Source organism: Pseudomonas sp. AF03-9, from assembly GCF_020515815.1.
GTDB lineage: Bacteria > Pseudomonadota > Gammaproteobacteria > Pseudomonadales > Pseudomonadaceae > Aquipseudomonas.
The window spans coordinates 89,430-115,361 of the sequence record NZ_JAHPJF010000002.1 but is presented as its reverse complement, the minus strand read 5'-3'; the positions used below and the strand labels follow the sequence as shown (position 1 = coordinate 115,361).

Below are 25,932 nucleotides of genomic sequence, written 5' to 3'. Positions count from 1 at the left end.
CTAAAGGATCTTCACAGGTAGCCAACGGCGGTTGCCCCTCCACGACAAAGACGTCGCACATCCGGTTTGCCCCTCGCGAACCTGGTGGCGGCGTTTTTGCGTTTTGGCCCCAGTGCATGGGGCCGGTGGGGCGGCCTTAGCCGGCTGTTCCATCACCAGGCCTTCTTACAAGACTTCCAACCGTTGAGGTGCGTGATGAAATCAAGCTTCTGGAAATCCGGGCACACCCCGACCCTGTTTGCCGCATTCCTGTATTTCGATTTGAGCTTCATGGTCTGGTATCTGTTGGGCCCGCTGGCGATTCAGATTGCCGCCGACCTGCACCTGACCACTCAACAACGTGGCCTGATGGTCGCAACGCCGATCCTCGCCGGCGCGGTGCTGCGCTTTTTGATGGGCATGCTGGCCGACAAACTATCACCCAAAACCGCCGGGCTGATCGGCCAGGTGATCGTGATCGCGGCGTTATTAGGCGCCTGGAAACTCGGTATCCACAGCTACGAGCAAGCCCTGTTGCTGGGTGTGTTCCTCGGCATGGCCGGCGCATCCTTTGCGGTCGCACTGCCATTGGCGTCCCAGTGGTATCCCGCCGAACATCAAGGCAAAGCCATGGGCATTGCGGGCGCAGGCAACTCCGGCACCGTGTTTGCGGCGTTGCTGGCGCCAGTGCTGGCAGCCGCGTTTGGCTGGAGCAATGTGTTCGGTTTTGCGCTGATCCCATTGACCCTGACCCTGATCGTGTTCGCCTGGCTTGCCCGCAATGCTCCCGAACGGCCGAAAGCCAAATCCATGGCCGACTACTTCAAGGCCCTGGGCGACCGTGACAGTTGGTGGTTCATGTTTTTCTACAGCGTGACCTTCGGCGGCTTTATCGGCCTGGCCAGTGCCCTGCCCGGCTATTTCAACGACCAGTACGGCCTGAGCCCGGTGACCGCTGGCTACTACACCGCCGCCTGCGTGTTCGGCGGCAGCCTGATGCGCCCGCTGGGCGGCGCCCTGGCCGACCGTTTCGGCGGGATTCGTACCCTGCTCGGCATGTACGGCGTGGCGGCGGTGTGCATCGCGGCGGTGGGTTTCAACCTGCCGAGTTCCTACGCGGCACTGGCACTTTTCGTCTGCACTATGCTCGGTCTTGGTGCCGGTAATGGCGCGGTATTCCAGTTGGTGCCGCAACGTTTTCGCCGTGAAATCGGCGTGATGACCGGCCTGATCGGCATGGCCGGCGGCATCGGCGGCTTTGCCCTGGCGGCAGGAATGGGCGCGATCAAACAGAGCACCGGCAGCTATCAATTGGCCTTGTGGCTGTTCGCTAGCCTGGGCGTGCTGGCCTGGTTCGGCCTGCACGGCGTGAAACGTCGCTGGCGCACCACCTGGGGCTCGGCCGCCGTGACGGCCGCGCGCGTCTGATGAGCCTGCAACTGAGCATCGCCCACGCCAGCGCCATCGGCCCACGCCCGGAAAACCAGGACGCGCTGCGGGTGGTCACGCCCGTGGCCGAACTGGCCGCAAGCAAAGGTTACCTGTGCGCCCTGGCCGACGGCGTCAGCCAATGCGCCGACGGCGGCCTGGCGGCGCGCTCGACCTTGCAGGCACTGGCCCTGGACTATTACGCCACGCCGCAAACCTGGGGCGTGGCCCAGGCGCTCGAACGCTTGCTGCTCGCGCAGAACCGCTGGCTGCAAGCCAATGGCGGCGGCCAGCCACTGCTGACCACCCTCAGCGCCCTGGTGTTTCGCGGCCAGCGTTTCACCCTGGCGCATGTCGGCGATTGCCGGGTGTATCGCTGGCTGGATGGCGAGTTGCAACGCATCAGCGACGACCATGTGTGGGAGCAACCGGGCATGCAGCATGTGCTCAAGCGCGCCCTCGGCCTGGATCAACACCTGGTGCTGGACTTTCTCGACGGCGAATTGCGCCAAGGCGAGTGCTTCCTGCTGCTCAGCGACGGCGTGTGGGCCACCCTTGCCGAGCACAGCATCAGCGCGATCCTGCGTGAGCAAACCGACCTCGAACTGGCGGTCAACACCCTGGTCAATGCCGCACACCTTGCCGGCAGCCAGGACAACGCCAGTGCCCTGCTGGTGCGTATCGACACGCTCGGCGCCGCGACCCTCGGCGACGCGCTGGTGCAGTTGCAGCAATGGCCGCTGCCGCCGCCACTGAAAACCGGGCAATCCTTCGAGGGCTGGCAGGTAGAAGGTGTGCTGGCACACAGTCGACAGTCATTGCTGTACCGGGTACGCGATGCCCAGCAGCAGCCATGGCTGCTGAAAACCCTGCCCCTCAACCGCGACGACGACAGCGACGCCGGGCAGGCCTTGCTGTCGGAGGAATGGTTCCTGCGCCGGGTAGCCGGGCGCGCGTTTCCTGAAGTCCACGCCGCCAGCGCGCGTCAGCATTTGTACTATGTGATGCGCGAATATCCGGGGAGAACCCTGGCACAACTGTTCCAGCAACAAGGCCCATTGCCCCTGGCGCAATGGCTGTCCATCGCCGAGCGGTTGGTACGCGCGGTGGGCATGCTGCATCGGCGGCAGATCCTGCACCGCGACATAAAACCGGAGAACCTGTTGCAGGGGGACGACGGCGAGTTGCGCGTGCTGGATTTCGGCCTGGCCTACTGCCCGGGGCTCTCCGAAGACCGCGCGCACCTGCTGCCCGGCACCCCGAGTTTTATCGCGCCCGAGGCTTTCAGTGGAGAACGTCCTACGGCCCAACAGGATTTGTACAGTGTCGGCGTGACGCTGTATTACCTGCTGACCGGGCACTATCCCTACGGAGAAATCGAAGCGTTCCAACGGCCGCGCTTCACCCAACCCGTCAGCGCCAGCCGGTATCGCCCCGACCTGCCGGAGTGGCTGCCCCTGAGCCTGGGACGGGCGGTGGCCTCGCAACCCACACAACGTTATGAAACCGCTGAAGAGTGGCTGCGCGACCTGGAACAGGCCGACCGCCGCGAATTGAGCGTGCAGCCAAGGCCGCTGCTGGAGCGCGAACCGCTCAAGGTCTGGCAAACCCTGGCCGCCATGTCTTTGCTGCTCAATCTGGTGCTGCTGTACTGGCTGCTGCACCACTAGAGGGCAAATAGCTCTGCGACATCGAGCCCAAGCCCAATAAATCCGGGCATCTGCCAACTTGGCACAACCGCTGCATTAGCTCTTTCAACAACAGACATATAGCCGCCCCTTCAACGACGAAGGGTCGCGCTTCCCGAGAGAACGGGACCAGGACAAAGGCGTCCTCGCTAGGTAACTAGCGGGGACGCCTTTTTTTGTTTGCGCGTGATTTGTCGAGCCATTGCGGAGAACGACATGAAAAAACTCAAATTAGTGATGATCGGCAACGGCATGGCCGGGGTTCGCACCCTTGAAGAATTGCTCAAGCTGAGCAGCGACCTGTACGACATCACCGTGTTCGGCGCCGAGCCGCACACCAACTACAACCGCATCCTGCTGTCGCCGGTGCTGGCCGGTGAACAGACCTTTGAAGAGATCGTGCTCAACGACCTCAGCTGGTATCTGGACAACAACATCAAGTTGCTGCTGAACCGCAAAGTGGTGCAGATCGACCGCGTCAAACGCATCGTCATCGCCGAAGACGGCAGCGAAGCCGAATACGATCGCCTGCTGATCGCCACCGGCTCTACCCCGTTTATCCTGCCGATCCCCGGCAATACCTTGCAGGGCGTGATCGGCTACCGCGACATCGCCGACACCCAGGCCATGATCGACACCGCCAAGACTCATAAGCACGCGGTGGTCATCGGCGGCGGCCTGCTCGGCCTGGAAGCCGCCAACGGCCTGATGCTGCGCGGTATGCACGTGACCGTTGTGCATATCGGCGAGTGGCTGCTGGAGCGACAACTGGACAAGACCAGTGGCCAACTGCTGCAAACCGAACTGGAAAGCCGAGGCCTGGTGTTTCGCCTGTGTGAACAGACCCAGGCGCTGCATGATGCCGGCAATGGTCGCGTCGGCTCGGTGCAGTTCAAGAACGGCGACATAATCCCCGCGGATTTGGTGGTGATGGCCGCCGGCATTCGCCCCAACACCGAACTCGCGGAAAAATCCGGTATCCCGTGCAACCGTGGGATTCTGGTCAACGACACCCTGCAAACCTACGACCCACGCATCTACGCGATCGGCGAATGCGCCAGCCATCGCGGGATCGCCTACGGCCTGGTGGCGCCCTTGTTCGAACAGGCCAAAGTCTGCGCCAACCATTTGGCCCAACTGGGTTTTGCCACCTACAAAGGCTCGGTGACTTCGACCAAGTTGAAAGTGACCGGTATCGACCTGTTTTCGGCCGGGGACTTCATGGGCGGCGAAGGCACCGAGACCATCACCCTCTCCGACCCGATTGGCGGCGTGTACAAGAAGCTGGTGATCAAGGACGACATCCTGGTCGGCGCCTGCCTGTACGGCGACACCGCCGACGGTGGTTGGTATTTCCGCCAGATCCGTGAGAACCACGCCATCGGCGAGATCCGCGACCACCTGATGTTCGGCGAAAACGCCTTGGGTGACGTAGGCCATCAAGGCCAGGACAAGGCCATGAACATGGCCGACAACGCCGAGGTCTGCGGCTGCAACGGCGTGTGCAAGGGCACCATCGTCAAGGCGATCCAGGAACAGGGCTTGTTCAGTGTCGATGAAGTGAAAAAACACACCAAGGCCGCCAGTTCTTGCGGTTCCTGCGTCGGCTTGGTCGAGCAGATCCTGATCAACACCGTGGGCGGTGCGGCCGATGTCAAACCGAAAAGCGAAAAAGCCATCTGCGGTTGCAGCGACCTCAACCACGGACAAATCCGCCAGGCCATCCGCGACCAGCACTTGCTGACCATCGCCGGCACCATGAACTTCCTCAACTGGCGCACGCCCAACGGCTGCGCCACCTGCCGCCCGGCGCTGAACTACTACCTGATTTCCACCTGGCCCGGCGAGGCCAAGGACGATCCGCAATCGCGCCTGATCAACGAACGCGCCCACGCCAACATTCAGAAAGACGGCACCTACTCCGTAGTCCCCCGGATGTGGGGCGGTGTGACCAATCCTGGGGAACTGCGCCGCATCGCCGATGTGGCCGACAAATACAACGTGCCAATGGTCAAGGTCACCGGCGGTCAGCGCATCGACCTGCTCGGTATCAAGAAGCAGGACCTGCCGGGGGTGTGGAAAGACCTCGACATGCCATCCGGCCATGCCTACGGCAAGTCCATCCGCACTGTAAAAACCTGCGTGGGCAGCGAGTTCTGCCGCTTCGGCACGCAAAACTCCACGCAACTGGGCATCGAGCTTGAGCACGACCTGTTCAATATGTGGTCGCCGCACAAGGTCAAGCTGGCGGTGTCCGGCTGCCCACGCAATTGCTCGGAAGCCGGCATCAAGGACGTGGGAATCATCGGCGTCGATTCCGGCTGGGAGATGTACATCGGCGGCAACGGTGGGATCAAGACCGAGGTGGCGGAGTTCTTCGTCAAGCTGAAAACCGCTGAAGAAGTGCGTGAGTACAACGGCGCCTTCCTACAGCTGTACCGCGAAGAAGCCTTCTACCTTGAGCGCACCGTACACTACCTGCAACGGGTCGGCATGGAGCACATCAAGAAAGCCGTACTCGAAGACCCCGCCCGCCGCCAAGCCCTCAACGAGCGCCTGCAGTTCTCGCTGTCATTCGAACAAGATCCGTGGAAAGAGCGCCTGGAACAGCCGCTGCTGAAAAAAGAATTTGATGTGATCCCCGTCCAACAACTGGAGGTGCCGGCATGAACTGGCTGAATATCTGCGCCCTCGACGAGATCAACGTGCTGGGCTCGCGCATCATCCAAGGCCCAAAGGGCGATATCGCGATTTTTCGTACCAGTGATGACGAAGTCTTCGCCCTTGACGACCGCTGCCCACACAAGGGCGGCCCGTTGTCCCAAGGCTTGATCTACGGCAAGCGCGTGGCCTGCCCGCTGCACAACTGGCAGATCGACCTGGCGTCCGGCGAAGCCCAGGCACCAGACGTCGGTTGCGCCCACCATCACCCGGCCCGTGTGGAAAACGGCCGGGTGCTGCTGGCCCTGCGGGACGCCGTGTGATGAACCGTCAGACCACCGCGTCCACCTGCTGCTATTGCGGGGTGGGGTGCGGCGTGTTGATCGAACATGACGGCGCGCAAATCCTGGGTGTGACGGGCGACCCGAGCCACCCGGCCAACTTCGGCAAATTGTGCAGCAAGGGCTCCAGCCTGCACCTGACCGGCGACATATCCGCCCGCGCCTTGTACCCGGAGCTGCGCCTGGGCAAAGGCCTGGCGCGCTCGCGCACCGACTGGGATACCGCGCTGGAACACGCCGCCAACGTGTTCGCCGACACCCTCGCCGAACACGGGCCGGACAGCGTGGCCTTCTACATCTCCGGGCAACTGCTGACCGAGGACTACTACAGTTTCAACAAACTCGCCCGCGCCCTGGTGGGTACCAACAACATCGATAGCAACTCGCGGCTGTGCATGTCCTCGGCGGTGGTCGGCTACAAGCGCAGCCTGGGTGCCGATGCGCCGCCTTGCAGTTATGAGGACCTGGAAAACAGCGACTGCGTGATGATCGTTGGCAGCAATATGGCCTACGCCCACCCGGTATTGTTCCGACGTCTTGAAGAGGCCAAGGCACGCCGCCCCCAAATGAAAGTGCTGGTGATCGATCCACGCCGTACGGACACCTGCGACTTGGCTGACCTGCACCTGGCGATTCTGCCGGGCACCGATGTGGCGTTGTTCCATGGGATCTTGCATTTGCTTCTGTGGGAAGACTGGATCGACCGCGCGTTTATCCAGGCGCATACCGAGGGCTTGGCCGAGCTCAAGCGCTTGGTGCACGACTACACGCCGCAGATGGTCACGCAGCTGTGCGGGATCAGCGTCGAGCAACTGCGCTTGTGTGCCGAGTGGGTGGGCACCTCCAGCAGTTTCCTGTCGCTGTGGTGCATGGGGCTTAACCAGTCCACCGCCGGCAGCGCAAAAAACAGCGCGCTGATCAATCTGCACCTGGCCACCGGCACCATCGGCCGACCAGGCTGTGGGCCGTTTTCCCTGACCGGTCAGCCGAATGCCATGGGCGGGCGCGAAACCGGCAGTTTGTCGAATTTGCTGCCGGGGCACCGTGAGGCAGCGAACCCAGAGCATCGCGCACAGGTTGCGGCGTATTGGGGGGTTGAGTCGTTGCCGGCGGCTACCGGGCTGACCGCTGTCGAACTGTTCGAGCAGATGCAGGCCGGCAAGATCAAGGCGGTCTGGATCGCCTGCACCAACCCGGCGCAATCGCTGCCGGACCAGAACAGCGTGCGCGCGGCGTTGGCGGCTTGTCCCTTTGTGGTGTTGCAGGAGGCGTTTCGGACGACGGAAACCGCAGCCTTTGCCGACCTGTTGTTGCCCGCCGCCAGTTGGGGGGAGAAGGAAGGCACGGTGACCAACTCCGAACGATGCATTTCCCACGTCCGCCGAGCTATCGCCCCACCGGGAGAAGCGCGGCCGGATTGGGCAATTACCGTAGATTTCGCACAGCGCCTGGAACGTCGTTTGCGTCCAGGGCGCGACAGTTTGTTTGCGTTCGAGCAGCCTGCGCAGGTTTTTGACGAATACAAAATGCTGACCCAGGAGCGTGACCTCGACCTGTCAGGCATCAGCCACGCCCTGCTCGACAAGATCGGACCACAACAATGGCCGTTTCCCAAAGGGGCACAGGCCGGCACGCCACGCCTGTATAGCGATGGCCGCTTCCCCACCGCCAGCGGGCGCGCGCAGTTTGTCGCCGACCCGTATCGCGCAGCCAAGGAACAGCGCGATGCACGCTTCCCTCTGACCCTGATCACCGGCCGTCTGCGCGACCAGTGGCACGGCATGAGCCGCACCGGCACTGCCGCGCAGTTGTTCGGGCACGTCAGCGAGGCATTGCTGAGCCTGCATCCGGACGAAATGCGCCGTCATCGCGTGAAAGACGGTGATCTGGTCAACCTGAAAAGCCGTCGCGGGCAAGTGATCGTGGCCGTCAGTGCGGACGACAGTGTGCGCCCGGGCCAGGCGTTCCTGCCGATGCATTGGGGGGATCGTTTTCTCAAGGGCGGCGTGAACGCACTCACCCAGCCGGCATTCGATCCGTTGTCGAAACAGCCGGAACTCAAGCACAGCGGGGTGCGCCTGGAGACCGTGCACCTGCCTTGGCAGCTGTTCGCCCTGATCGAGGGCGATGTGCAGCAACACTTTGAAGCCTTGCGCCCGCTGTGCGAGGGCTTTGCCTACGTGAGCCTGAGCCTGGCCGGGCGCGAGCGCCCTGCCCTGCTGGTGCGTGCCGCACACAGCGAGGCGCCCGACCTGCAACTGCTGACGCGTATTGACCAATTGCTCGGCCTGAATGACGGGCCGGTGATGGCCTATGACGACCCGCGCCGCTCGATTGGCAAGCGGGTGAAAATCGAAAAAGGCCGTATCACGGCGCTGCGCCTCGCCGGGGAAACCTTGGCGCGGCACTGGCTGCAAAGCCTGTGGCTGGAGGGGCGTACAGACGATCAACTGCGCCGCTGGTTGTTGGCGCCCCTCAGCGCCCCGCCGGGGGGCGCGGCGGCCAGCAGCAAGATCCTGTGCAACTGCAAAAACGTCAGCGAGAACGCTGTGTACAGCGCCATTGGCCGGGGCCTGGATCTGGATGGGTTGAAGCGGGAGTTGGGTTGCGGCACGCAATGCGGCTCCTGTGTCCCGGAAATCAAACGTTTATTGGCGAGCAACCCGCAGCCAATCGCAATCAGTGTGTGAGGGCAACGACATGAGCGCAAAAGTCTGGCTGGTGGGCGCAGGCCCCGGTGATCCGGAACTGCTGACCCTCAAGGCGGTAAGGGCCCTGCATGAGGCCGATGTGGTACTGATTGATGACTTGGTCAATCCGGCGGTGCTGGAACACTGCGCGAGTGCGCGGGTGATCACGGTAGGAAAACGCGGTGGTTGTCGCTCGACGCCGCAGGATTTCATCCACCGCCTGATGTTGCGTTATGCGCGCCAGGGTAAGTGCGTGGTACGGCTCAAGGGCGGCGATCCGTGCATTTTCGGGCGGGGCGGCGAAGAAGCCCTGTGGCTGCATGAGCGCGGGATCGAGGTGGAGTTGGTCAACGGAATTACCGCGGGCCTGGCGGGGGCGACGAATTGCGCGATCCCCCTGACGTTGCGCGGTGTCAGCCGTGGTGTAACCCTGGTCACGGCGCATACCCAGGACGACAGCAGCCTGAATTGGCGTGCATTGGCCGAAAGCGGGACGACGTTGGTGGTGTACATGGGGGTGGCCAAGCTGGAGGAGATTCGCCAGCAACTGCTGGAGGGCGGCATGGCGGCGGATATGCCGGTGGCGATGATCGAAAACGCTTCGTTGCCTCACCAGCGCGAATGCCGCAGTGCGCTGTCGCGGATGCATGAGGACGCCCAGGCGTTTGCCTTGAAGAGCCCGGCCATCCTGGTGATTGGCAAGGTCGCGGCCAGTGGGCAAGCCGCTTATGTAGCGGCAGCGGCCAGCGCCTGAGGCAAATTGCAGGCGAAAAAAAGCCCGGCCTGAGCCGGGCTTTTTTCTACCACTCAGTAATTACTGAGCTTGGGCTTCAACCGACGCTTCTACGCGACGGTTAACAGCACGACCAGCTTCAGTTGCGTTGTCAGCAACTGGGCGGGATTCGCCGTAACCTACGGAAGTTACGCGGTTGGCAGCAACGCCGTCTTTAACCAGGACTTGCTTAACAGCGTCAGCACGACGCTGGGACAGCTTCTGGTTGTAAGCGTCTGGACCTACGGAGTCAGTGTGACCAGCCACTTCTACGTGGGTAGCTGGGTACTGCTTCATGAAGTCAGCCAGGTTTTTCACGTCGCCGTAGCTGTTAGGCTTAACAACGGCCTTGTCGAAGTCGAACTTAACGTCCAGCTCAACACGAACAACCTGAGCAACTGGAGCTTCTGGCTCTGGAGTTGGCTCTGGAGCTGGTGCTGGGGTAGGAGCTGGAGCTACTGCGCCAGCGTTGCCGCCGAAGTTCACACCCAGGCCAACCAGTGCGGAGTAATCCCACTTGCCGTTGTCCAGAGCGTAGTCAGCTTCAACACCAGCACGAGCGTACAGGTTGTCGGTGAAGTAGTACTTCACGCCAGTACCAACGATAGCCAGGGTCGACTGATCGCGACCGCTGTGGCCGTCAGCTTTGACGTTGCCACGGCTCTGGTGACCGAAACCACCTTCTACGTATGGACGCAGGCTGTCTACGCCAGCTTGACCGAAGTGATACTGGGCAACCAGGCTGCCGGTATCGCCTTTGATTTTCTGGTTACCAGTACCGTCGTTCGAACGGGTGTGGTTGGTTTTGTCGTAGGACAGGTTCAACGACAGGTCGTCGGTCAGGAAGTAACCAATGCGAGCGCCTGGGTTGAAGCCGTCTTCGATGTGCTTAACGCTATCGTTGAATTGCTTCTTGTAGAACAGCTCGCCTTCAACTGCGCCTTGGCCTTGTGCCAGTGCGCCGAAAGAAGAAGCGGCAATAAGAGTACCAATGGCCAAGCCCAAGGTGTTTTTCAGTTTCATCCGTTAAATCCCCATCTGGTGATTGTAAAGCAGTCCCACAAACCGGGGGACAACTCGGCGACAAGTCTAACAGAACTTGCCTACACGTAAGAGATATTTGCCACGCACTAAGTTTCAGTCTCGCCCGCAAATTTCTCACGTAATTTATCTAGAGCACGTTTGTAACGCATTTTTGTAGCACTCAAACCCATGTGCATGATGTCAGCGATTTCCTGAAACTCGAGCTCTGCGACAAATCGTAGCACCAGAATTTCCCGGTCAATCGGGTTCACATACACCAACCAACGATCGAGTCCGCCCTTCTCCTCGGGTGCCGGCGTCTTCTCTTCAGACGCTTCCTCAAGGGGGTCCAGACTCAACGCGTCCATCAAGCGACGCTTTCGTCGTTCCTTGCGATACTGCGTGATGCACTCGTTGTACGTGATGCTATAGAGCCATGTCTTGAACTTCGATTTCCCCTCGAAGTTCTTCAAGCCGTACAGCACCTTGAGCATCACTTCCTGACAGACATCATCCGCATCTCTATCGTTCCCTAAATACCTTGAACAAACGTTGAACAGAGTGCGTTGATATCTGCGCATCAATTCTTCGTACGCGCGAGTTACGTGAAACAGCTCCGTGTGCGAGCGCGCGACCAACTCCTCATCAGAGAGCTCACGGGGGTCATAGCGCGTGGACAGCGTTTGGGCTTTATTCAAAACAAGTCGTGCCGACAGTCAGGTCAATGTCCGCTACAGCCCGGTCACCCGGGTTTGCGGCGGCGTACATTAGCAGGGTTTGCCGGATTAGCGGCTACTGACCTGCTGCTCCAGGAGAATCCGATTGGACAACGACACGAGGTCGCCGTCGTCGGTCAGCACTGTCGTCTTGACAGTACCGATCTCCTCGATTTGCCCTTCGACCTCGCCCACACGCACCTGTTGCCCCACCTGATACAGCTCACGCACATAGATTCCCGCAAGAATCTGGCCGGCAATTTCCCGGCTTCCGAGGCCCATGGCCAGTGCAACGGCCAGACCAACGGTAATCAAAACGATCACAATCACGTGGTTGAGCAGGTCAGTCTTGACCTCCAACTGGCTGATCGCGACCGAAATACTGATGATGATCACCAGCCCCTGGGCAATTCGCCCGAGGCCTGCGGCATAGTCCAGCCCCACGCCTTCCGCGGCGCCGCGCACCAGGCCATTGGCCAATTGCGCCAGCAGAACGCCTACCAGCAGCACCAACGCGCCGCCGAAAACCTTCGGCAAATACAGCGCCAGCATGTCGAGCGTAGCTGAAACTCGCTCAAGTCCAAGGGATTGAGCCGCAGAAACCAGAAAAATCAGCAATACGAACCAATAGACGATCTTGCCGATCAGCGTGGAGATCGGCACTTGCAGCCCGGCACGCCCCAGCAACTTGGTCAGGCCGGTGCCAGCCATCAGGCGATCAAGGCCCAGTTTGGCGAGCAATTTGGACAGCAGGGTGTCGAGCAGCTTGGCCACGACAAAGCCCAGCAACACCAGTACCAGAGCACCAAACAGGTTGGGAATGAAGTTCGCCACCTTGGTCCACAACGCGGTCATCGCGGTGACCAGGCTCTGGGTCCAGAGATCAAGTTCCATATTCAATCAGCCTTATCAGCAGTGCGAGCAAGAGATCTACGACGGGAAACCGGCGATACGTGGGCCGAACCATTGTTCAGGGCCATCATCAACGCCGGCAGCCAACGACCGAGCAGACCGAACAAATCACCCGCCCCTACCTGACGGTTGGCGGTTTTCAGCACGCGACCCAGGCAGGCATCGTCATCCCGGTTGGATGGCGAAGCATTGAGCATGTCACGCAAAGACTGTTCGAACGGATCGTGCATAAAGACCTCTCGCAAGTGTTTTAAAAGACGAGGGTAAAATTCTTGGGGTCACATAGGACCCTTCCTACGTTCAGCTCATATTCAGCTCAAACCCAGCGCAATCGTCGAAATAGCCACCATTGTCCCAGCGCAACCGCCACCATCATTAGGCAGGCAATCACGAATCCGTAGGGGCTGGCGGAGAACGGAATCCCGCCCACATTGATACCCAGCAAACCGGTGAGAAAGCTCATCGGCAGGAAGATCCCGGTGATGATACCGAAGCGGTACATGGTGCGGTTCATGCGCACGCTCAAACGCCGGTCTTCGGCCTCCAGCACAAGCCCCACGCGCTCCCGAGCCAATTCGAGCTCTTCCAGGTAACGCGTCAGACTGTTGTTCAATTCGTTCCAGTAATCGGCATCGTCGTCACAGAACCACGGCAATTTGATCCGCGTCAGCTGGGCAAAAATGTCGCGCTGCGGGGCGAGGAATCGCTTGAGCCCGGCCGCTCGCCGACGGATCTGCAAAACGCTGCCATGTTCCGGGGTATACCGTTCGTCGGTATCGAGTTTTTCTTCCTCGGTATCGACGATTTCAGACAGGTCGGTGACCAGATCCTGCACTTTATTGGTCAGATACTGCGCCATATAAAGGATAAGTTCTGACGCCGTTTTAGGACCTTTGCCATCCGCCAACTGCACCAACAGCTCATCGGTGGCACGCAACGGTCGCAGGCGCAGGGAAATCACCCGGTTGGCCGCAGCAAAGATACGTACCGAGACCATGTCCTCCGGCTCGGCGCCGGGGTTCAGGTTGACCCCGCGCAGGAACAGCAACAGCTGCGCATCCGGCAGTGGCAACAGGCGCGGGCGGGTGTTTTCCTCCAGCAGCAGGTCGCAGGCGAATTCACTCAGGCCACTGGATTTGCGCAGCCAGGTCTGCGTTTGGGGATGACTGCGATCCCAGTGCAGCCACAGGCTTTCCTGGGGCTGCAGTTGCAAATCGTCAAGCTCAGTCCGGGCAATCGAACGCGCACCGCCTTTACCGTCCAGCACCAGGGCATGCACCAGCCCCCATTGCGCGTTTTCTTCCTCGAACATCCTCACCCCTGTCGGCTATTGCAGTTTATTCAGGCATTTTCAGCGGGCTTGGCGAGACAATCACGCCATTGTTGTCAGCGTAGATGTACTCACCCGGACGGAACGTCACCCCGGCAAACGTCACCACCACGTTCAGGTCGCCGATCCCGCGCTTGTCGGTCTTCATCGGATGGCTAGCCAGGGCCTGCACCCCCAGGTCGGTCTGCGCGATGACATCGACATCACGGATGCAACCGTAGATCACCAGGCCTTCCCAACCGTTTTTCACGGCTTTCTCGGCGATCATGTCGCCCAGCAAGGCGCGGCGCAGGGAACCACCACCGTCAACCACCAACACCTTGCCAGCGCCCGGCTGGTCGGCTTGTTCCTTGACCAGCGAGTTGTCCTCGAAGCACTTGATGGTGACGATCTCACCGCCAAAGGAATCTCGGCCACCGAAGTTGCTGAACATCGGCTCGACGACCTGCACCAGGTCCGGGTAGGCATCGCACAGGTCGGGGGTCACGTAATGGTTCATCGAAAAAATTCCTTTCTGCCAAAGAAGTGTCTTTCAAGGAAGTACCGGTCGAAACAGGCGCAGAACATCCCACTCGCTTCGCCGCAACGCAATAGCCACTGCGCGACTGAATATGACCAGAAGCGTTCAGCGCGTCATATCTTAGCCGCAACCGCAAAGGAGCGAAACGCCCGTGGCTGAGCGCTCCATCAAACCTTAGTCGCAGGCTCGACCGAGGCACCGGGCAAAGGTGTGAGCGGATCCTTCAGCCATTGCGTCATCAACGGCCACACTTCAGCCTGCGCCGCTTTGCTGACCAGCATCTCTACGTGCCCGAAATCCCCGCTGAAACCCTGCTGGCGTCCCAGGCACAGGTACTGGCGATGCTCAGAACCCACCTGTTCGAACAGCTTGCGGCAGGCCCAGTCCGGGTCTTGATGATCGCCGGCGGCGCTCACCGCCAACAGCGGCACATCGACCTCGGCCAAACCTTTCCACCAATCATTCTTACCCTCGCCAAAACGGCCAAACAGGCCATTCCAGCGCATGGCTTCGATCAGCACGCCCGCCGGCTCATCCTCTGGGCCGCGCTTGTAGCGTGAGCCGGAAATCCCGCCGATGCGTTTCAACAGCAAGCGCCCAGTCCACTCCACCGGCGGCAGCTTCAACGGCCAGTGCGTGCGACTGACCTGACAGCCAAACAATGCCGCAGAAGCCACCGCCGGTGCCCCCAGATACTCGCCTCCCAGGGCCGCAGCCAAGGTCGTGGCGCCCAGGGAATGGCCGATCCAGTGCGGAACCTGCGCACTTTGCTCACGTACAAACGCGCCAATGGCCGGCAAATCGTAACGCGCATAGTCGGCGACGCGGTTGCGCGTGTAGTCATGGTTGCGCTTGGACAAACCATGACCGCGCATTTCCGGGATCCATACATCAAACCCTTGGCGCGCCAGGTAGGCCCCCAGGCCGAGCCCCTTGGGCGAATACCAGAAGCGTCGGTTGGAAAAACTGCCATGCAATAAAATAACGGGAATGCCCCGGTTTTCCGGGACATCCGCCAGGCCCAAACGGGTAACCGCGAGCTCGACGGTGCCGTCGGGACTGTTACCGGGTTTGAGTCGGTAGACATCTTCACTCAGGTCGCCACGACGTTCAGCGCTGATCAGGGCGACAGGAAACAGGTTGCTACTGCTTTGCATAATGCTCTTGCACAAAAAAGGGCGGCGTCCGCGGGGATTGCCGCCCTGTACAGATAAGAATGCCGGTCACCCGCGACAGGTGACCGGCACTTTTGACGTATCGACCTTAGGCGGACGCTTGGCCTTCCGCCAGGAAGAACCAGGTTTCCAGCACGGAATCGGGGTTCAGCGAGACGCTTTCGATGCCCTGCTCCATCAGCCAGCGGGCCAGATCCGGATGGTCGGAAGGGCCTTGGCCGCAGATGCCGATGTACTTGCCAGCCTTGTTACAGGCCTGGATGGCGTTGGACAGCAGCTTCTTGACCGCAGGATTTCGCTCGTCGAACAGGTGCGCGATGATCCCGGAGTCGCGGTCCAGGCCCAGGGTCAGCTGGGTCAGGTCGTTGGAACCGATGGAGAAGCCGTCGAAGTACTCCAGGAACTCTTCGGCCAGGATGGCGTTGGACGGCAGTTCGCACATCATGATCACGCGCAGGCCGTTTTCGCCACGGGACAGGCCGTTTTCAGCCAGCAGGTCAACAACCTGGCTCGCTTCGCCCAGGGTACGCACGAACGGCACCATGATCTCGACGTTGGTCAGGCCCATCTCGTTGCGCACACGCTTGAGGGCGCGGCATTCGAGCTCGAAGCAGTCACGGAACGCTTCGCTGATGTAACGCGAGGCGCCACGGAAACCCAGCATCGGGTTTTCTTCTTCCGGCTCGTAGAGCTTGCCACCGATAAGGTTGGCGTATTCGTTGGACTTGAAGTCCGACAGGCGCACGATGACCTTTTTCGGGTAGAACGCCGCCGCCAGGGTGCTGATGCCTTCCACCAGTTTCTCGACGTAGAAGCCCACCGGGTCGTTGTAGCCGGCGATGCGCTTGTCGACGCTTTCCTTGATGTCCAGCGGCAGGCCGTCGTAGTTCAACAGGGCCTTGGGGTGCACGCCGATCATGCGGTTGATGATGAACTCCAGGCGGGCCAGGCCCACACCGGCGTTCGGCAGTTGCGCGAAATCGAAGGCACGGTCCGGGTTGCCGACGTTCATCATGATCTTGAACGGCAGGTCTGGCATGGCATCGATGGAGTTTTGCTTGATGTCGAAGCCCAGTTCACCTTCAAAGATGAAACCGGTATCGCCTTCGGCGCAGGAAACCGTCACGCCCTGGCCGTCTTTCAACAACTGGGTAGCGTTACCGCAACCCACCACCGCAGGAATCCCCAGCTCACGGGCGATGATCGCCGCGTGGCAAGTCCGCCCGCCACGGTTGGTGACGATCGCGCTGGCGCGCTTCATCACCGGTTCCCAATCCGGGTCGGTCATGTCGGAGACCAGTACGTCACCTGGCTGGACTTTATCCATTTCGGACACGTCCTTGATGATCCGCACCTTGCCGGCGCCGATGCGCTGGCCGATGGCACGGCCTTCCACCAGCACGGTGCCGGTTTCTTTCAGCAGGTAGCGTTCCATGACGTTGGCCGAAGTGCGGCTCTTCACGGTTTCCGGACGGGCCTGCACGATGTACAGCTTGCCGTCGTCGCCGTCTTTGGCCCACTCGATGTCCATCGGGCACTTGTAGTGCTTTTCGATGATCATCGCTTGTTTGGCCAATTCGCTGACTTCAGCGTCGGTCAGGCAGAAACGCGCGCGCTCGGCCTTGTCGACATCAACGGTCTTGACCGAGCGACCGGCCTTGGCCTCGTCGCCGTAGATCATCTTGATGGCCTTGCTGCCCAGGTTACGGCGCAGGATGGCCGGGCGACCCGCTTCGAGGGTGCCCTTGTGTACGTAGAATTCGTCCGGGTTTACCGCGCCTTGTACGACGGTTTCGCCCAGGCCGTAGGCGCCGGTGATAAACACCACGTCACGGAAGCCGGATTCGGTGTCCAGGGTGAACATTACGCCGGCGGTGCCGGTTTCCGAACGCACCATGCGCTGCACACCGGCAGACAGGGCCACCAGCTTGTGGTCGAAACCTTGGTGTACGCGGTAGGAAATGGCGCGGTCGTTGAACAGCGAGGCGAAGACTTCCTTGGCCGCGCGGATCACGTTTTCCACGCCGCGGATGTTCAGGAAGGTTTCCTGCTGACCGGCGAAGGAGGCGTCCGGCAAGTCTTCGGCAGTGGCCGAGGAGCGCACGGCGACGGCCATGTCCGGGTTGCCCGCCGACAGGGCGGCGAAGGCGGTGCGGATTTCCGCGTTGAGCTTCTCGGGGAACTCGGCTTCCATGATCCACTGGCGGATCTGGCTGCCGGTCTTGGCCAGGGCGTTGACGTCGTCGACGTCCAGTGCGTCCAGCGCGGCGTGGATCTGAGCATTGAGGCCGCTCAGTTCGAGGAAATCGCGGTAAGCCTGGGCCGTGGTGGCAAAACCACCGGGCACCGATACACCAGCGCCTGCAAGATTACTGATCATCTCGCCGAGGGATGCGTTCTTGCCCCCTACGTGCTCTACATCATGGACGCCGAGCTTATCGAGGGAAACTACGTACTCTACCAAGGTGATCTCTCCACTAACTGTGTTGGAAAAGCTCAGGACGCGGGCTGCTCAGTAGGAGCTTTCGCCGGCGTTTGTGGCCTGGACCTGGAAAATAAGTGAGAATGCGGCCCACTGTGGGACGGCAAAATCGCGCCTATCATATCCAAGATTCGTCATCAGCTTAAGGCCCAGGGCTCAAATGAAACGATCTGCTTTCTTTATCTCCGACGGCACCGGCATCACAGCCGAAACATTGGGTCAAAGCCTGCTCGCGCAGTTCGAAAACATTACCTTCGCCAAATTCACGCGGCCTTACATCGACAGCGTGGAAAAAGCGCGGGCCATGGTACAACAAATCAATCTGGCGGCTGAAAAAGACGGCTTTCGGCCGATCATTTTCGACACGATCGTCAATCAAGACATCCGTGAGATTCTCGCAACGTCGAATGGTTTCATGATCGACATCTTCTCGACCTTCCTGGCGCCCCTGGAACAAGAGCTGAGTGAACACTCCTCGTATTCCGTAGGAAAGTCCCATTCCATTGGCCATAACTCCAACTATATGGAGCGTATCGAGGCGGTGAACTTCGCCCTCGACAATGACGACGGTGCCCGCACGCACTACTACGACAAGGCCGACCTGATCCTGGTGGGCGTATCGCGCTGCGGCAAGACCCCGACCTGCCTGTACATGGCCATGCAATTCGGTATCCGCGCGGCCAACTACCCGCTGACCGAGGACGACATGGAACACCTGACGCTGCCTGCGGCCTTGCGTTCGCACCGGCACAAGCTGTTCGGCCTGACCATCGACCCGGACCGACTTACCTCGATCCGCAACGAGCGCAAGCCCAATAGCCGTTATTCCAGCTATGCGCAGTGCGAATTCGAGGTGCGTGAAGTGGAAAATCTGTTCCGCCGCGAGAATATTGCGCACATCAATTCCACGCATTTCTCGGTGGAAGAGATTTCCGCGAAGATTCTGGTCGAGAAAGGGGTAGAGCGCCGTTTCAAGTAACCCCGAAGCCTGTAGTGAGCGGGCTTGCCCGCGCTGGGCGGCGCAGCCGCCCCAAATCCAGGCGGCCGCGGTCTTTCTGAAACACCGCGGCGGCCTTATTGGGGCGGTTTCGCCGCCCAGCGCGGGGCAAGCCCGCTCACTACAATTGAAATCGTCCGCCGCCCTGCCCCAGCGCGGTCGCCAGCGCATCAAACCCGGCCAACAGCAACTGATCATCCCCCGACGTATTGCAGATACTCGCCCGAATAAACTGCGGCACCGCCGTCTGCCCCACGGCAAACGCCTCGGCGGTGGCGATCAGGTAATTGTTCTGTTTGAGCTCGGCTTCGATTTCCGACGCGCGCCACGGCTCCGGGACTTCAATCCAGAAGTGCGGGCTGTTGAGGTGCGTGCGGTATTCAAGACCGGCCAACAACCCTTGCACCAAGGCTTTGCGGCGACTGATCTCATTGATCTGCTGGCGCAGCAGGTATTCGGCGGTGCCGTTTTCGATCCACTGTGTCGCCAGTTCCAGCGTCACCGGCGTGGCCATCCAGCAGGTCGAGCGCAGCGCCGCCGAGATGCGGCTGACCAAGGCCGGTGGTGCATGTACATAGCCCACGCGCAACCCGGCAGACACTGCCTTGCTCAAGCTGCTGATCAAAATCGTACGCTCAGGCGCGAAATAGCTGAGGGGCGGTGGACGATCCTCCACCAGCACGCCGTGGGCTTCATCTTCAAGAATCAGTAGATTGTGTTCCCGACAGACCCGGGCCAAGGCTTCGCGGCGCGGAATCGAAAGTACTGCAGTGGTCGGGTTCTGAATGGTCGGCGTGCAATACAACGCCGAAACCCGGTGGTTACGACAGACTTCATCCAACGCCCCCGGCAGCACGCCTTCCTCATCCATCTCCAGGCCGATCAGACGCACGCCCAACATGCGCGCCGCCGTGATCAACCCTGGATAGGTCAGTTGCTCGGTGACCACCGTATCGCCGGCGCGCAGCAACGCCATCATGGCGCAGAGCAAACCGTGCTGGCCGCCGTTGACGCAGATGACCTGCTCGGGAATCGGATGAAAATCGCGTTGTACCAGCCATTGCGCACCCGCCTCGCGATAACGCGGCAGCCCGGCGTCGGGCGTGTAGGCACTGATGTCCTGGAGGAACTTGGCGTTGGTCGCCAGGGTTTGCAGGCTCTGGGCCAGGAAGGCCGTTTCCTGCCCGGGGATATGCATGTTGCGGCTCATGTCGAAGTACTGGCGCGGCTCCTCGCTGAAGTTGCGAAAGCCTTCATCGCGCTGGCGCTCCATCCCACGCTTGCGCACGAAAGTTCCGTCCCCCACCCGCGCCACCACCAACCCCAGGCGTTCCAACTCGCCGTAGGCCCGGCTGATGGTGCCGATGGTCACCCCCAGATTGTCGGAAAGCACCCGATGAGGCGGTAGCTTTCGTCCTGGTTCAATCAGCCCTTCAAGGATGCCCCGTTCCATGACATCGGACAGGCGCTTGTACTTCACGCCCTGACCGCTGGACAACCCCTCACGCATAATTGACACCATGTCAATATTTGTTTTGACAGCCATCTTTCGCCCTAATAGTGTGCTTTTACGGGTTCAATCACCGGATGAAACAACTCAATACACAGTCAATATAGAGTTCAATTCCGGCTCATGGAAGTAATAAACGATGCCAATGTCCGCCGTTCTCGAAAACACTGAAAAAACCAATTCCCAGAAACAATGGCTGGCCGGCCTGGTCACCAGCGTGATGTTCCTGATCGTGTGCCTGAGCTGGGGCACCACCTGGCTGGGCATCAAGATCGCCGTGGAGAGCGTGCCGCCGCTGACGTCCGCCGGCCTGCGCTTCCTGATCGCCTTCCCGCTGTTCCTGTGTTTTGCCATGGTGCGCCGGGAGCCGATCCTGTTTCCCCGGGAAAGCCGCTGGTTCTTCGTGTTCGTGACGCTTTCCTACTTCAGCGTTCCTTATTACCTGCTCAACTACGGCGAGATGCATGTCTCGTCCGGGCTTACCGCCCTGCTGTTCAGTTGCATGCCGGTGTTCATCCTGATTTTCTCCGCGCTGTTCCTGCGCGAGCGCATCTACTTCTCCCAGGTGGTCGGCATCGGCATCGGTTTCGGCAGCCTCTACATGATCATCAAGAGCCAGGGCCTGCACCTGGACCACGCCGAGTTTCTCGGGGTACTGGCCATTCTGAGCGCCGCGATCATGCACGCCTTGTGCTACGTCATTACCAAGCAAAAAGGCAGCGCCATCAGCGTGATCACTTACAACACCCTGCCCATCGGCATTGCCGGGCTGATGCTGTTCGTGGCGGGCCTGTGGTTTGAAACGCCGACCTTCGAGGCCATCACCCTGCGCTCCTGGAGCGCGTTGTTCTACCTGGGGCTGGTGGCCTCGGTCGGCGGGTTCATCGTGTACTTCATGCTGCTCAAGCGCTTGAGCCCGATCATCCTGTCGTTCGTGTTCATCATCTTTCCGGTGTTCGCGGTGATCATCGGCGCCTGGTACGAAGGCATGGCGATTTCCCGCGACCTGATGCTGTACTCGGCCATCCTGCTGGCAGGCTTTGCGATCACCAAGTTGCCGATTGAAAAACTCCTGGCCAAGAAAAATTGAGCTTGCGGCCCCATCAACATCAACCACGCGAGAGAAACATGGACGTCCTCCGCCCAAAAGCCCTGGAACAGATCTACGCCCACGCCAGCTCCAGCTATCCCGAGGAATGCTGTGGCTTCGTCTTCGCCGACGGCAGTGTGCACCTGGGCAGCAATATCCAGAACGAGCTGCACCGCAAGAACCCCCAGATATACCCGCGCACCGCCGCCAACGGCTACACCTTCTCGGTGGCCGACACCCTACTGATGAACAAGGCGTCTCGCGGCAACAACCCGGTGGTAGTGATCTATCACTCCCACCCCGACGTAGGCGCCTACTTCAGTGACGAAGACCAGGACAAGGCGCTGTTCATGGGCGAACCGATCTTCCCTGTGAGTTATCTGGTGGTCGACGTTCGCCAGGGCCACGCCCTGGGCTCAAAGCTGTTTGCCTGGGATGGCAAGCATTTCGCCCTCAACCCTTTCAACGACCTGCACACGGAGTTGTCCATGAACGCTGTCTCTTTCCCCGACATTCTGGTTCGCGTAGCCAAGCTGCCGGAATCGACCCTTGAAGGCACCGGATCGACATTGCGCGAAGTCATTGAAAACCTCTGCATCAATCACCCGCAACTGCGCCCGCACCTGTTCCACGAGAAGAACAACCAGCTCAAGGAGCACTTCCTGTTTACCGCCGAGGAAGAACTGGTGGGCGCCGATGATCGCCTCCCGGAAAAGGCCAGGATCGAAGTGCTGCTCGCCACTTCTGGCGGCATCAATGTCGACACGCTGAGCAATGAAGAGGTGCAGCGCTATGTGCGCCACATCACCCTGCCCGGCGTTGGCCGCGAAGGCCAGTTGAACCTCAAGAAAGCCAAGGTGCTGATCATCGGCACCGGCGGCCTGGGCTCGCCCATCAGCCTGTACCTGGCGGCAGCCGGCATCGGCACCCTGGGGCTGGTGGATTTCGACGTGGTGGAAAGCAGCAACCTGCAACGCCAGATCGTCCACGGCAACAGCACGTTGGGCCTGCCCAAGGTCGAGTCCGCCAAGCAGCGCCTGCAAGACCTCAACCGCCACATCCAGATCAATGCCCACGACACCGCCCTGAATGCCGACAACGCCCTGGAGCTGGTGGGCGCCTACGATCTGGTGATCGACGGCACCGACAATTTCGACACCCGCTACCTGGTCAATGACGCCTGCGTCCAGCTTGGCAAACCCCTGGTGTACGGCGCCATCTACCGCTTCGACGGGCAGATCAGCGTGCTCAACTATAAAGGTGGGCCGTGCTACCGCTGCCTGTTCCCCCAGGCTCCGCCCGCCGAACTGGCGCCCAATTGCAGCGCCGGCGGGGTCATCGGCGTGCTGCCCGGCGTGGTCGGGATGATCCAGGCCACCGAAGCGATCAAATTGCTGATCGGCATCGGCGAACCCTTGTCCGGCCGCCTGATGCGCTTCGATGCGCTGGCGATGAAGTTCAGCGAGATCCGCTTCAAGCGCCGCGCCGACTGCCCGTGCTGCTCGGACCTGCGCCACAGCCAGACCCAGGCGCCAGCGGTCTGCGCCGACGCCGTGCCAAGCCAGCCGTCGCTGGCCGCAGAACGCTACATCAAGCCCCGCGTCCTCAAGCAACTGCTCGAACACCACCACAGCGCCGATGTGCTGCTGGACGTGCGTGACGCCAGGGAACTGGAAGTGTGCAAACTACCAGGCGTGGTGCACATTCCCCTGGCCGAACTGGACAGGCAACTCGACAGCCTCAGCCGCGACAATACCCACTACCTGATCTGCTACGCCGGTACCCGCGCCGAACAAGCTGCCACGACCCTGCTGGCGGCCGGTTTCGCCAACACCAAGGTCTTGCAGGGCGGGATGAAACACTGGGTGCGCGACGTCGAACCCGACATGCCGCTGTATTGAGCCGGGGATCGACTGATGCTGCATGACTCCATCCTCGACGTGATTGGCCACACGCCCATCGTGCGTCTGGCGCAGTTTTCCGAAGACCTCGGCATCGAGGTCTACGCCAAGCTCGAATCCCTCAACCCCGGCGGCAGCCACAAGGCGCGCATCGCCCTGGGCATGATCCTCGACGCCGAACGGCGTGGCGTGCTGATCCGCAACGCCGGGCAAACCATCATCGAGCCCAGTGGCGGCAACACCGGCATTGGCCTGGTAATGGCAGGCAATGTGCTGGGCTACAAAGTGGTGCTGGTGATCCCCGATAACTACAGCCCGGAAAAACAGAAGTTGCTGCGCCTCTACGGGGCCAAGGTGGTGCTGTCGGACAGCCGCCTGGGCAACAACTCCCATGGCGAAAAGTGCCTGGAAATGCAGCTGGAAAACCCCAGCTACGTGATGCTCAACCAGCAGCGCAATGGTGCCAATCCGCAAACCCACCGCGAGACCACCGCGCCGGAGATCCTGCGTGCCTTCGGTGATCTGCGCGTGGACTACTTCGTCAGCGGCATCGGCACCGGCGGCCATATCACTGGCATCGGCGAAACCCTCAAGGCCACATGGCCGCAGCTGCGGGTGATGGGCGTGGAGCCGGAAGAATGCGACCTGCTGAAAAACCAGCACGCGCCGCACCATATCCAGGGCCTGTCGATTGGCCTGATTCCGAGCATTCTCAACCTCGACGTACTGGACGGCATGCTCAAGGTGTCGCGCCAGGAGTGCATCGACATGATGAAACGCATCATGCGCACGGACGCCATCAGCCTGGGCCTGTCCTCGGCGGCCAATATGGTCGCCATCGCCAGGCTCGCCCCGGAACTGCCCACCGAAACGGTGGTACTGACCATGGTCTACGACAATGCCGACAGCTACCTGCCCAGTTTCGAATAAACGGTTTCCCAACCATCCAGAATGTGGGGGTGCCTCCATGGGGGGCTTTATTGACATGCAACAGCTGCACGATGAGTTGCTCACCCACCTCATCAAGACCCTTACGCCAACGCAGATGAAGCAGCTGGAACCACACCTGGCGCCCTTGGTGCAGAACGCCGCCCAGGCCGTGGCCGAAGACCTGATCGCCTACGCCTACCGTGACCCGGCGTCGCGCGGGCGCGGCGAACTGATCCTGGAGTCCTACGCCTCGTTCAAGGCTGTGCTGTTCTATCGCCTGGCGCACCTGGTGTGGAATTTCCCGGACCAGACCAACGGCGTGTTTTCACGCATTGCCCTCAAGCTCAGCAACCAGGGCAAGATCCTCTCCGGCGCCGAGATCCACCCGGCCGCGCGCATCGGCCGGCGCTTTGTGCTCGACCATGGCTACGGCACCGTGATCGGCGAGACCTGCGAGATCGGCAACGACTGCTACATCCTCTGCGGCGTGACCCTCGGTGCCCGTGGCATTGCCAACAACCCGGACGGCAAGCGCCACCCGCGCCTGGGCAACAACGTCGAGATCGGCTCCGGCGCGCGCGTGCTGGGTTATGTGCTGATCGGCGACGACGTGTTCATCAGCCCCTCCTGCGTGATCACCCAGGACGTGCCGGCGGGCACCAAGGTCAAGGTGGTGAACCAGGTGCAATTGCAAAAAAACGACGAGTCGGACCACAGCAACTACCTCGGGGCCTTCGCCCTCGACGAGCGCCTGCACGTGGTCGGCGAGATCAATGCCAACCACAAGGTCACCGTGCTGGACGCCGACTTTCACCCCTTGCAGGGGTTGTTGCTCGAACCCACGGTGAAAGAACGCCATCACCTGCAGTTCCGCCTGCACCGCATCGACTCGGACGGCTACCTGCCGCGCCTGCCGCTGAACCTCAAGGTCTGCGGCCCGGAGTTTGAAATCACCCTGCTCTCCCCCCCTGGCTTGAGCGCAATGGTGCGTCATTTATTGCAAGCCAGCCCACTGATCGTCCGAGGTTGAATATGTCCGTGCACACCATGGAAACCCTGGCGCTGTTTGACAGCGCGCCCTACCAGAACGCATTCAGCGCCCGGGTGATTGCCGTCAGCGAACACGGCATTGCCCTGGAACACACGTTGTTCTACCCCACCGGCGGCGGGCAACCGGGCGACACCGGCCACTTAACCCTGGCGGACGGCACGCGGGTCGAGGTGGTCGGTACGGTACGCGACCCGGTGCTGCGTTCGATCATCTGGCACCAGGTGGAACACTGCCCCGAACAATTGACCGCCGGTGTGCAAGTCGACGCCGGCCTCGATTGGGAGCGACGCTACCAGCACATGAAGATGCACACCTGCCTGCACCTGTTGTGCTCGCTGATCGATGCCCCCGTGACCGGCTGCAGCATCAGCGCCGACAAAGGCCGCCTGGACTTCGACCTGCCGGAAATGACCCTCGACAAAGACAGCCTCACCCGCGACCTCAATGCGCTGATCGAACAGGCCCACACGGTAAAGGCCCTGGCGATGCCCGCCTCGGAATACGCCACCCTGCTGCAGATCACCCGCACCCAGGCGGTCGCGCCGCCAGTGATCCAGGGCTCGGTGCGCATCATTGAAATCGCCGGCATCGACATCCAGCCCTGCGGCGGCACCCATGTGATCAACACCGAGGAAATCGGCCGGGTGTTCTGCGAGAAGATCGAGAAGAAGAGCAAACACAACCGGCGGGTGATCCTGCGCTTCGAGTAATGGCCACGCAGCTGGGGAGCCAACCC

21 protein-coding genes are annotated in these 25,932 nt (G+C 60.9%); 12 read left to right on the top strand and 9 right to left on the bottom strand.

All coding sequences use genetic code 11. The annotated features are described in order from the left end of the window. Positions 1 to 195: 195 nt before the first annotated feature. The 6 genes from LIY36_RS04175 (at position 196) to cobA (ending at position 9,541) form a co-directional block, all read left to right on the top strand. Positions 196 to 1,407 carry a nitrate/nitrite transporter gene (locus LIY36_RS04175; protein ID WP_192297156.1) on the top strand — a complete coding sequence of 404 codons (1,212 nt, stop codon included), beginning with the start codon at positions 196 to 198 and terminating at the stop codon, positions 1,405 to 1,407. After that, entirely contained in the window at positions 1,407 to 3,077 is a 1,671-nt protein-coding gene (locus LIY36_RS04170) for a bifunctional protein-serine/threonine kinase/phosphatase (RefSeq protein ID WP_226454896.1), read from the top strand. Before LIY36_RS04175 ends, LIY36_RS04170 begins: the two co-directional genes overlap by 1 nt. Positions 3,078 to 3,311: 234 nt before the next feature. Further along, positions 3,312 to 5,765, top strand: coding sequence for a nitrite reductase large subunit NirB (gene nirB / locus LIY36_RS04165; protein ID WP_226454895.1), 2,454 nt, complete (start codon positions 3,312 to 3,314; stop codon positions 5,763 to 5,765). Beyond that, complete coding sequence (nirD, locus tag LIY36_RS04160) at positions 5,762 to 6,079, top strand: nitrite reductase small subunit NirD (RefSeq protein ID WP_192297159.1); 318 nt, start codon at positions 5,762 to 5,764, stop codon at positions 6,077 to 6,079. The genes nirB and nirD overlap by 4 nt, the downstream gene beginning before the upstream one ends. Next, a complete protein-coding gene (locus tag LIY36_RS04155) occupies positions 6,079 to 8,787 on the top strand; it encodes a nitrate reductase (protein ID WP_226454894.1) in 2,709 nt (902 codons plus the stop codon). The genes nirD and LIY36_RS04155 overlap by 1 nt, the downstream gene beginning before the upstream one ends. Before the next feature lie 10 nt (positions 8,788 to 8,797). Continuing rightward, on the top strand, positions 8,798 to 9,541 hold the full coding sequence (gene cobA / locus LIY36_RS04150) for a uroporphyrinogen-III C-methyltransferase (protein WP_226454893.1): 744 nt from the start codon (positions 8,798 to 8,800) through the stop codon (positions 9,539 to 9,541). Between the two features lie 60 nt (positions 9,542 to 9,601). On the opposite strand, the gene LIY36_RS04145 is transcribed toward cobA, so the two are convergent. From LIY36_RS04145 to ppsA, 8 genes are all read right to left on the bottom strand, one after another. Next, entirely contained in the window at positions 9,602 to 10,582 is a 981-nt protein-coding gene (locus LIY36_RS04145; RefSeq protein WP_226454892.1) for an OmpA family protein, read from the bottom strand. A gap of 107 nt (positions 10,583 to 10,689) precedes the next feature. After that, positions 10,690 to 11,280: an RNA polymerase sigma factor SigX gene (gene sigX, locus LIY36_RS04140; RefSeq protein WP_122485727.1), complete on the bottom strand. Its 591-nt coding sequence runs from the start codon at positions 11,278 to 11,280 to the stop codon at positions 10,690 to 10,692. A gap of 87 nt (positions 11,281 to 11,367) precedes the next feature. Continuing rightward, on the bottom strand, positions 11,368 to 12,192 hold the full coding sequence (locus LIY36_RS04135; RefSeq protein WP_003175519.1) for a mechanosensitive ion channel family protein: 825 nt from the start codon (positions 12,190 to 12,192) through the stop codon (positions 11,368 to 11,370). A gap of 2 nt (positions 12,193 to 12,194) precedes the next feature. Continuing rightward, complete coding sequence (locus tag LIY36_RS04130) at positions 12,195 to 12,440, bottom strand: CrfX protein (RefSeq protein ID WP_192297163.1); 246 nt, start codon at positions 12,438 to 12,440, stop codon at positions 12,195 to 12,197. Positions 12,441 to 12,526: 86 nt separating this feature from the next. Beyond that, entirely contained in the window at positions 12,527 to 13,522 is a 996-nt protein-coding gene (locus tag LIY36_RS04125; protein ID WP_192297164.1) for a zinc transporter ZntB, read from the bottom strand. Positions 13,523 to 13,547: 25 nt separating this feature from the next. After that, positions 13,548 to 14,039 carry a ribonuclease E activity regulator RraA gene (gene rraA, locus LIY36_RS04120; RefSeq protein ID WP_226454891.1) on the bottom strand — a complete coding sequence of 164 codons (492 nt, stop codon included), beginning with the start codon at positions 14,037 to 14,039 and terminating at the stop codon, positions 13,548 to 13,550. A gap of 188 nt (positions 14,040 to 14,227) precedes the next feature. After that, positions 14,228 to 15,217 (bottom strand): alpha/beta fold hydrolase, encoded by a 990-nt coding sequence (locus LIY36_RS04115; protein WP_226454890.1) that lies wholly within the window; start codon positions 15,215 to 15,217, stop codon positions 14,228 to 14,230. A 106-nt stretch (positions 15,218 to 15,323) separates the two neighbouring features. Continuing rightward, the gene (gene ppsA / locus LIY36_RS04110; RefSeq protein WP_226454889.1) at positions 15,324 to 17,699 is read right to left on the bottom strand and encodes a phosphoenolpyruvate synthase; all 2,376 of its coding nucleotides are present in this window, start codon (positions 17,697 to 17,699) and stop codon (positions 15,324 to 15,326) included. A gap of 178 nt (positions 17,700 to 17,877) precedes the next feature. On the opposite strand from ppsA, the gene ppsR reads away from it, so the two are divergent. Continuing rightward, positions 17,878 to 18,696 (top strand): posphoenolpyruvate synthetase regulatory kinase/phosphorylase PpsR, encoded by an 819-nt coding sequence (gene ppsR, locus LIY36_RS04105; protein WP_192297167.1) that lies wholly within the window; start codon positions 17,878 to 17,880, stop codon positions 18,694 to 18,696. A 139-nt stretch (positions 18,697 to 18,835) separates the two neighbouring features. Here the strand turns inward: ppsR and LIY36_RS04100 are convergent, their stop codons facing one another. After that, the gene (locus LIY36_RS04100) at positions 18,836 to 20,260 is read right to left on the bottom strand and encodes an aminotransferase-like domain-containing protein (protein WP_192297168.1); all 1,425 of its coding nucleotides are present in this window, start codon (positions 20,258 to 20,260) and stop codon (positions 18,836 to 18,838) included. 160 nt (positions 20,261 to 20,420) lie between these two features. Between LIY36_RS04100 and LIY36_RS04095 the strand changes: the two genes are divergently transcribed. Genes LIY36_RS04095 through LIY36_RS04075 form a run of 5 tightly spaced genes read left to right on the top strand, consistent with a single transcriptional unit; the run spans position 20,421 to position 25,906 of the window. Next, entirely contained in the window at positions 20,421 to 21,314 is an 894-nt protein-coding gene (locus LIY36_RS04095) for a DMT family transporter (RefSeq protein WP_192297241.1), read from the top strand. A 38-nt stretch (positions 21,315 to 21,352) separates the two neighbouring features. After that, positions 21,353 to 23,215 (top strand): molybdopterin-synthase adenylyltransferase MoeB, encoded by a 1,863-nt coding sequence (moeB, locus tag LIY36_RS04090; RefSeq protein ID WP_226454888.1) that lies wholly within the window; start codon positions 21,353 to 21,355, stop codon positions 23,213 to 23,215. A 15-nt stretch (positions 23,216 to 23,230) separates the two neighbouring features. Continuing rightward, a complete protein-coding gene (locus LIY36_RS04085) occupies positions 23,231 to 24,145 on the top strand; it encodes a PLP-dependent cysteine synthase family protein (protein ID WP_192297170.1) in 915 nt (304 codons plus the stop codon). 37 nt (positions 24,146 to 24,182) lie between these two features. After that, positions 24,183 to 25,175 carry a serine O-acetyltransferase gene (locus LIY36_RS04080; protein WP_192297171.1) on the top strand — a complete coding sequence of 331 codons (993 nt, stop codon included), beginning with the start codon at positions 24,183 to 24,185 and terminating at the stop codon, positions 25,173 to 25,175. Between the two features lie 2 nt (positions 25,176 to 25,177). Continuing rightward, a complete protein-coding gene (locus LIY36_RS04075) occupies positions 25,178 to 25,906 on the top strand; it encodes an alanyl-tRNA editing protein (protein ID WP_192297172.1) in 729 nt (242 codons plus the stop codon). Positions 25,907 to 25,932: the final 26 nt, after the last annotated feature.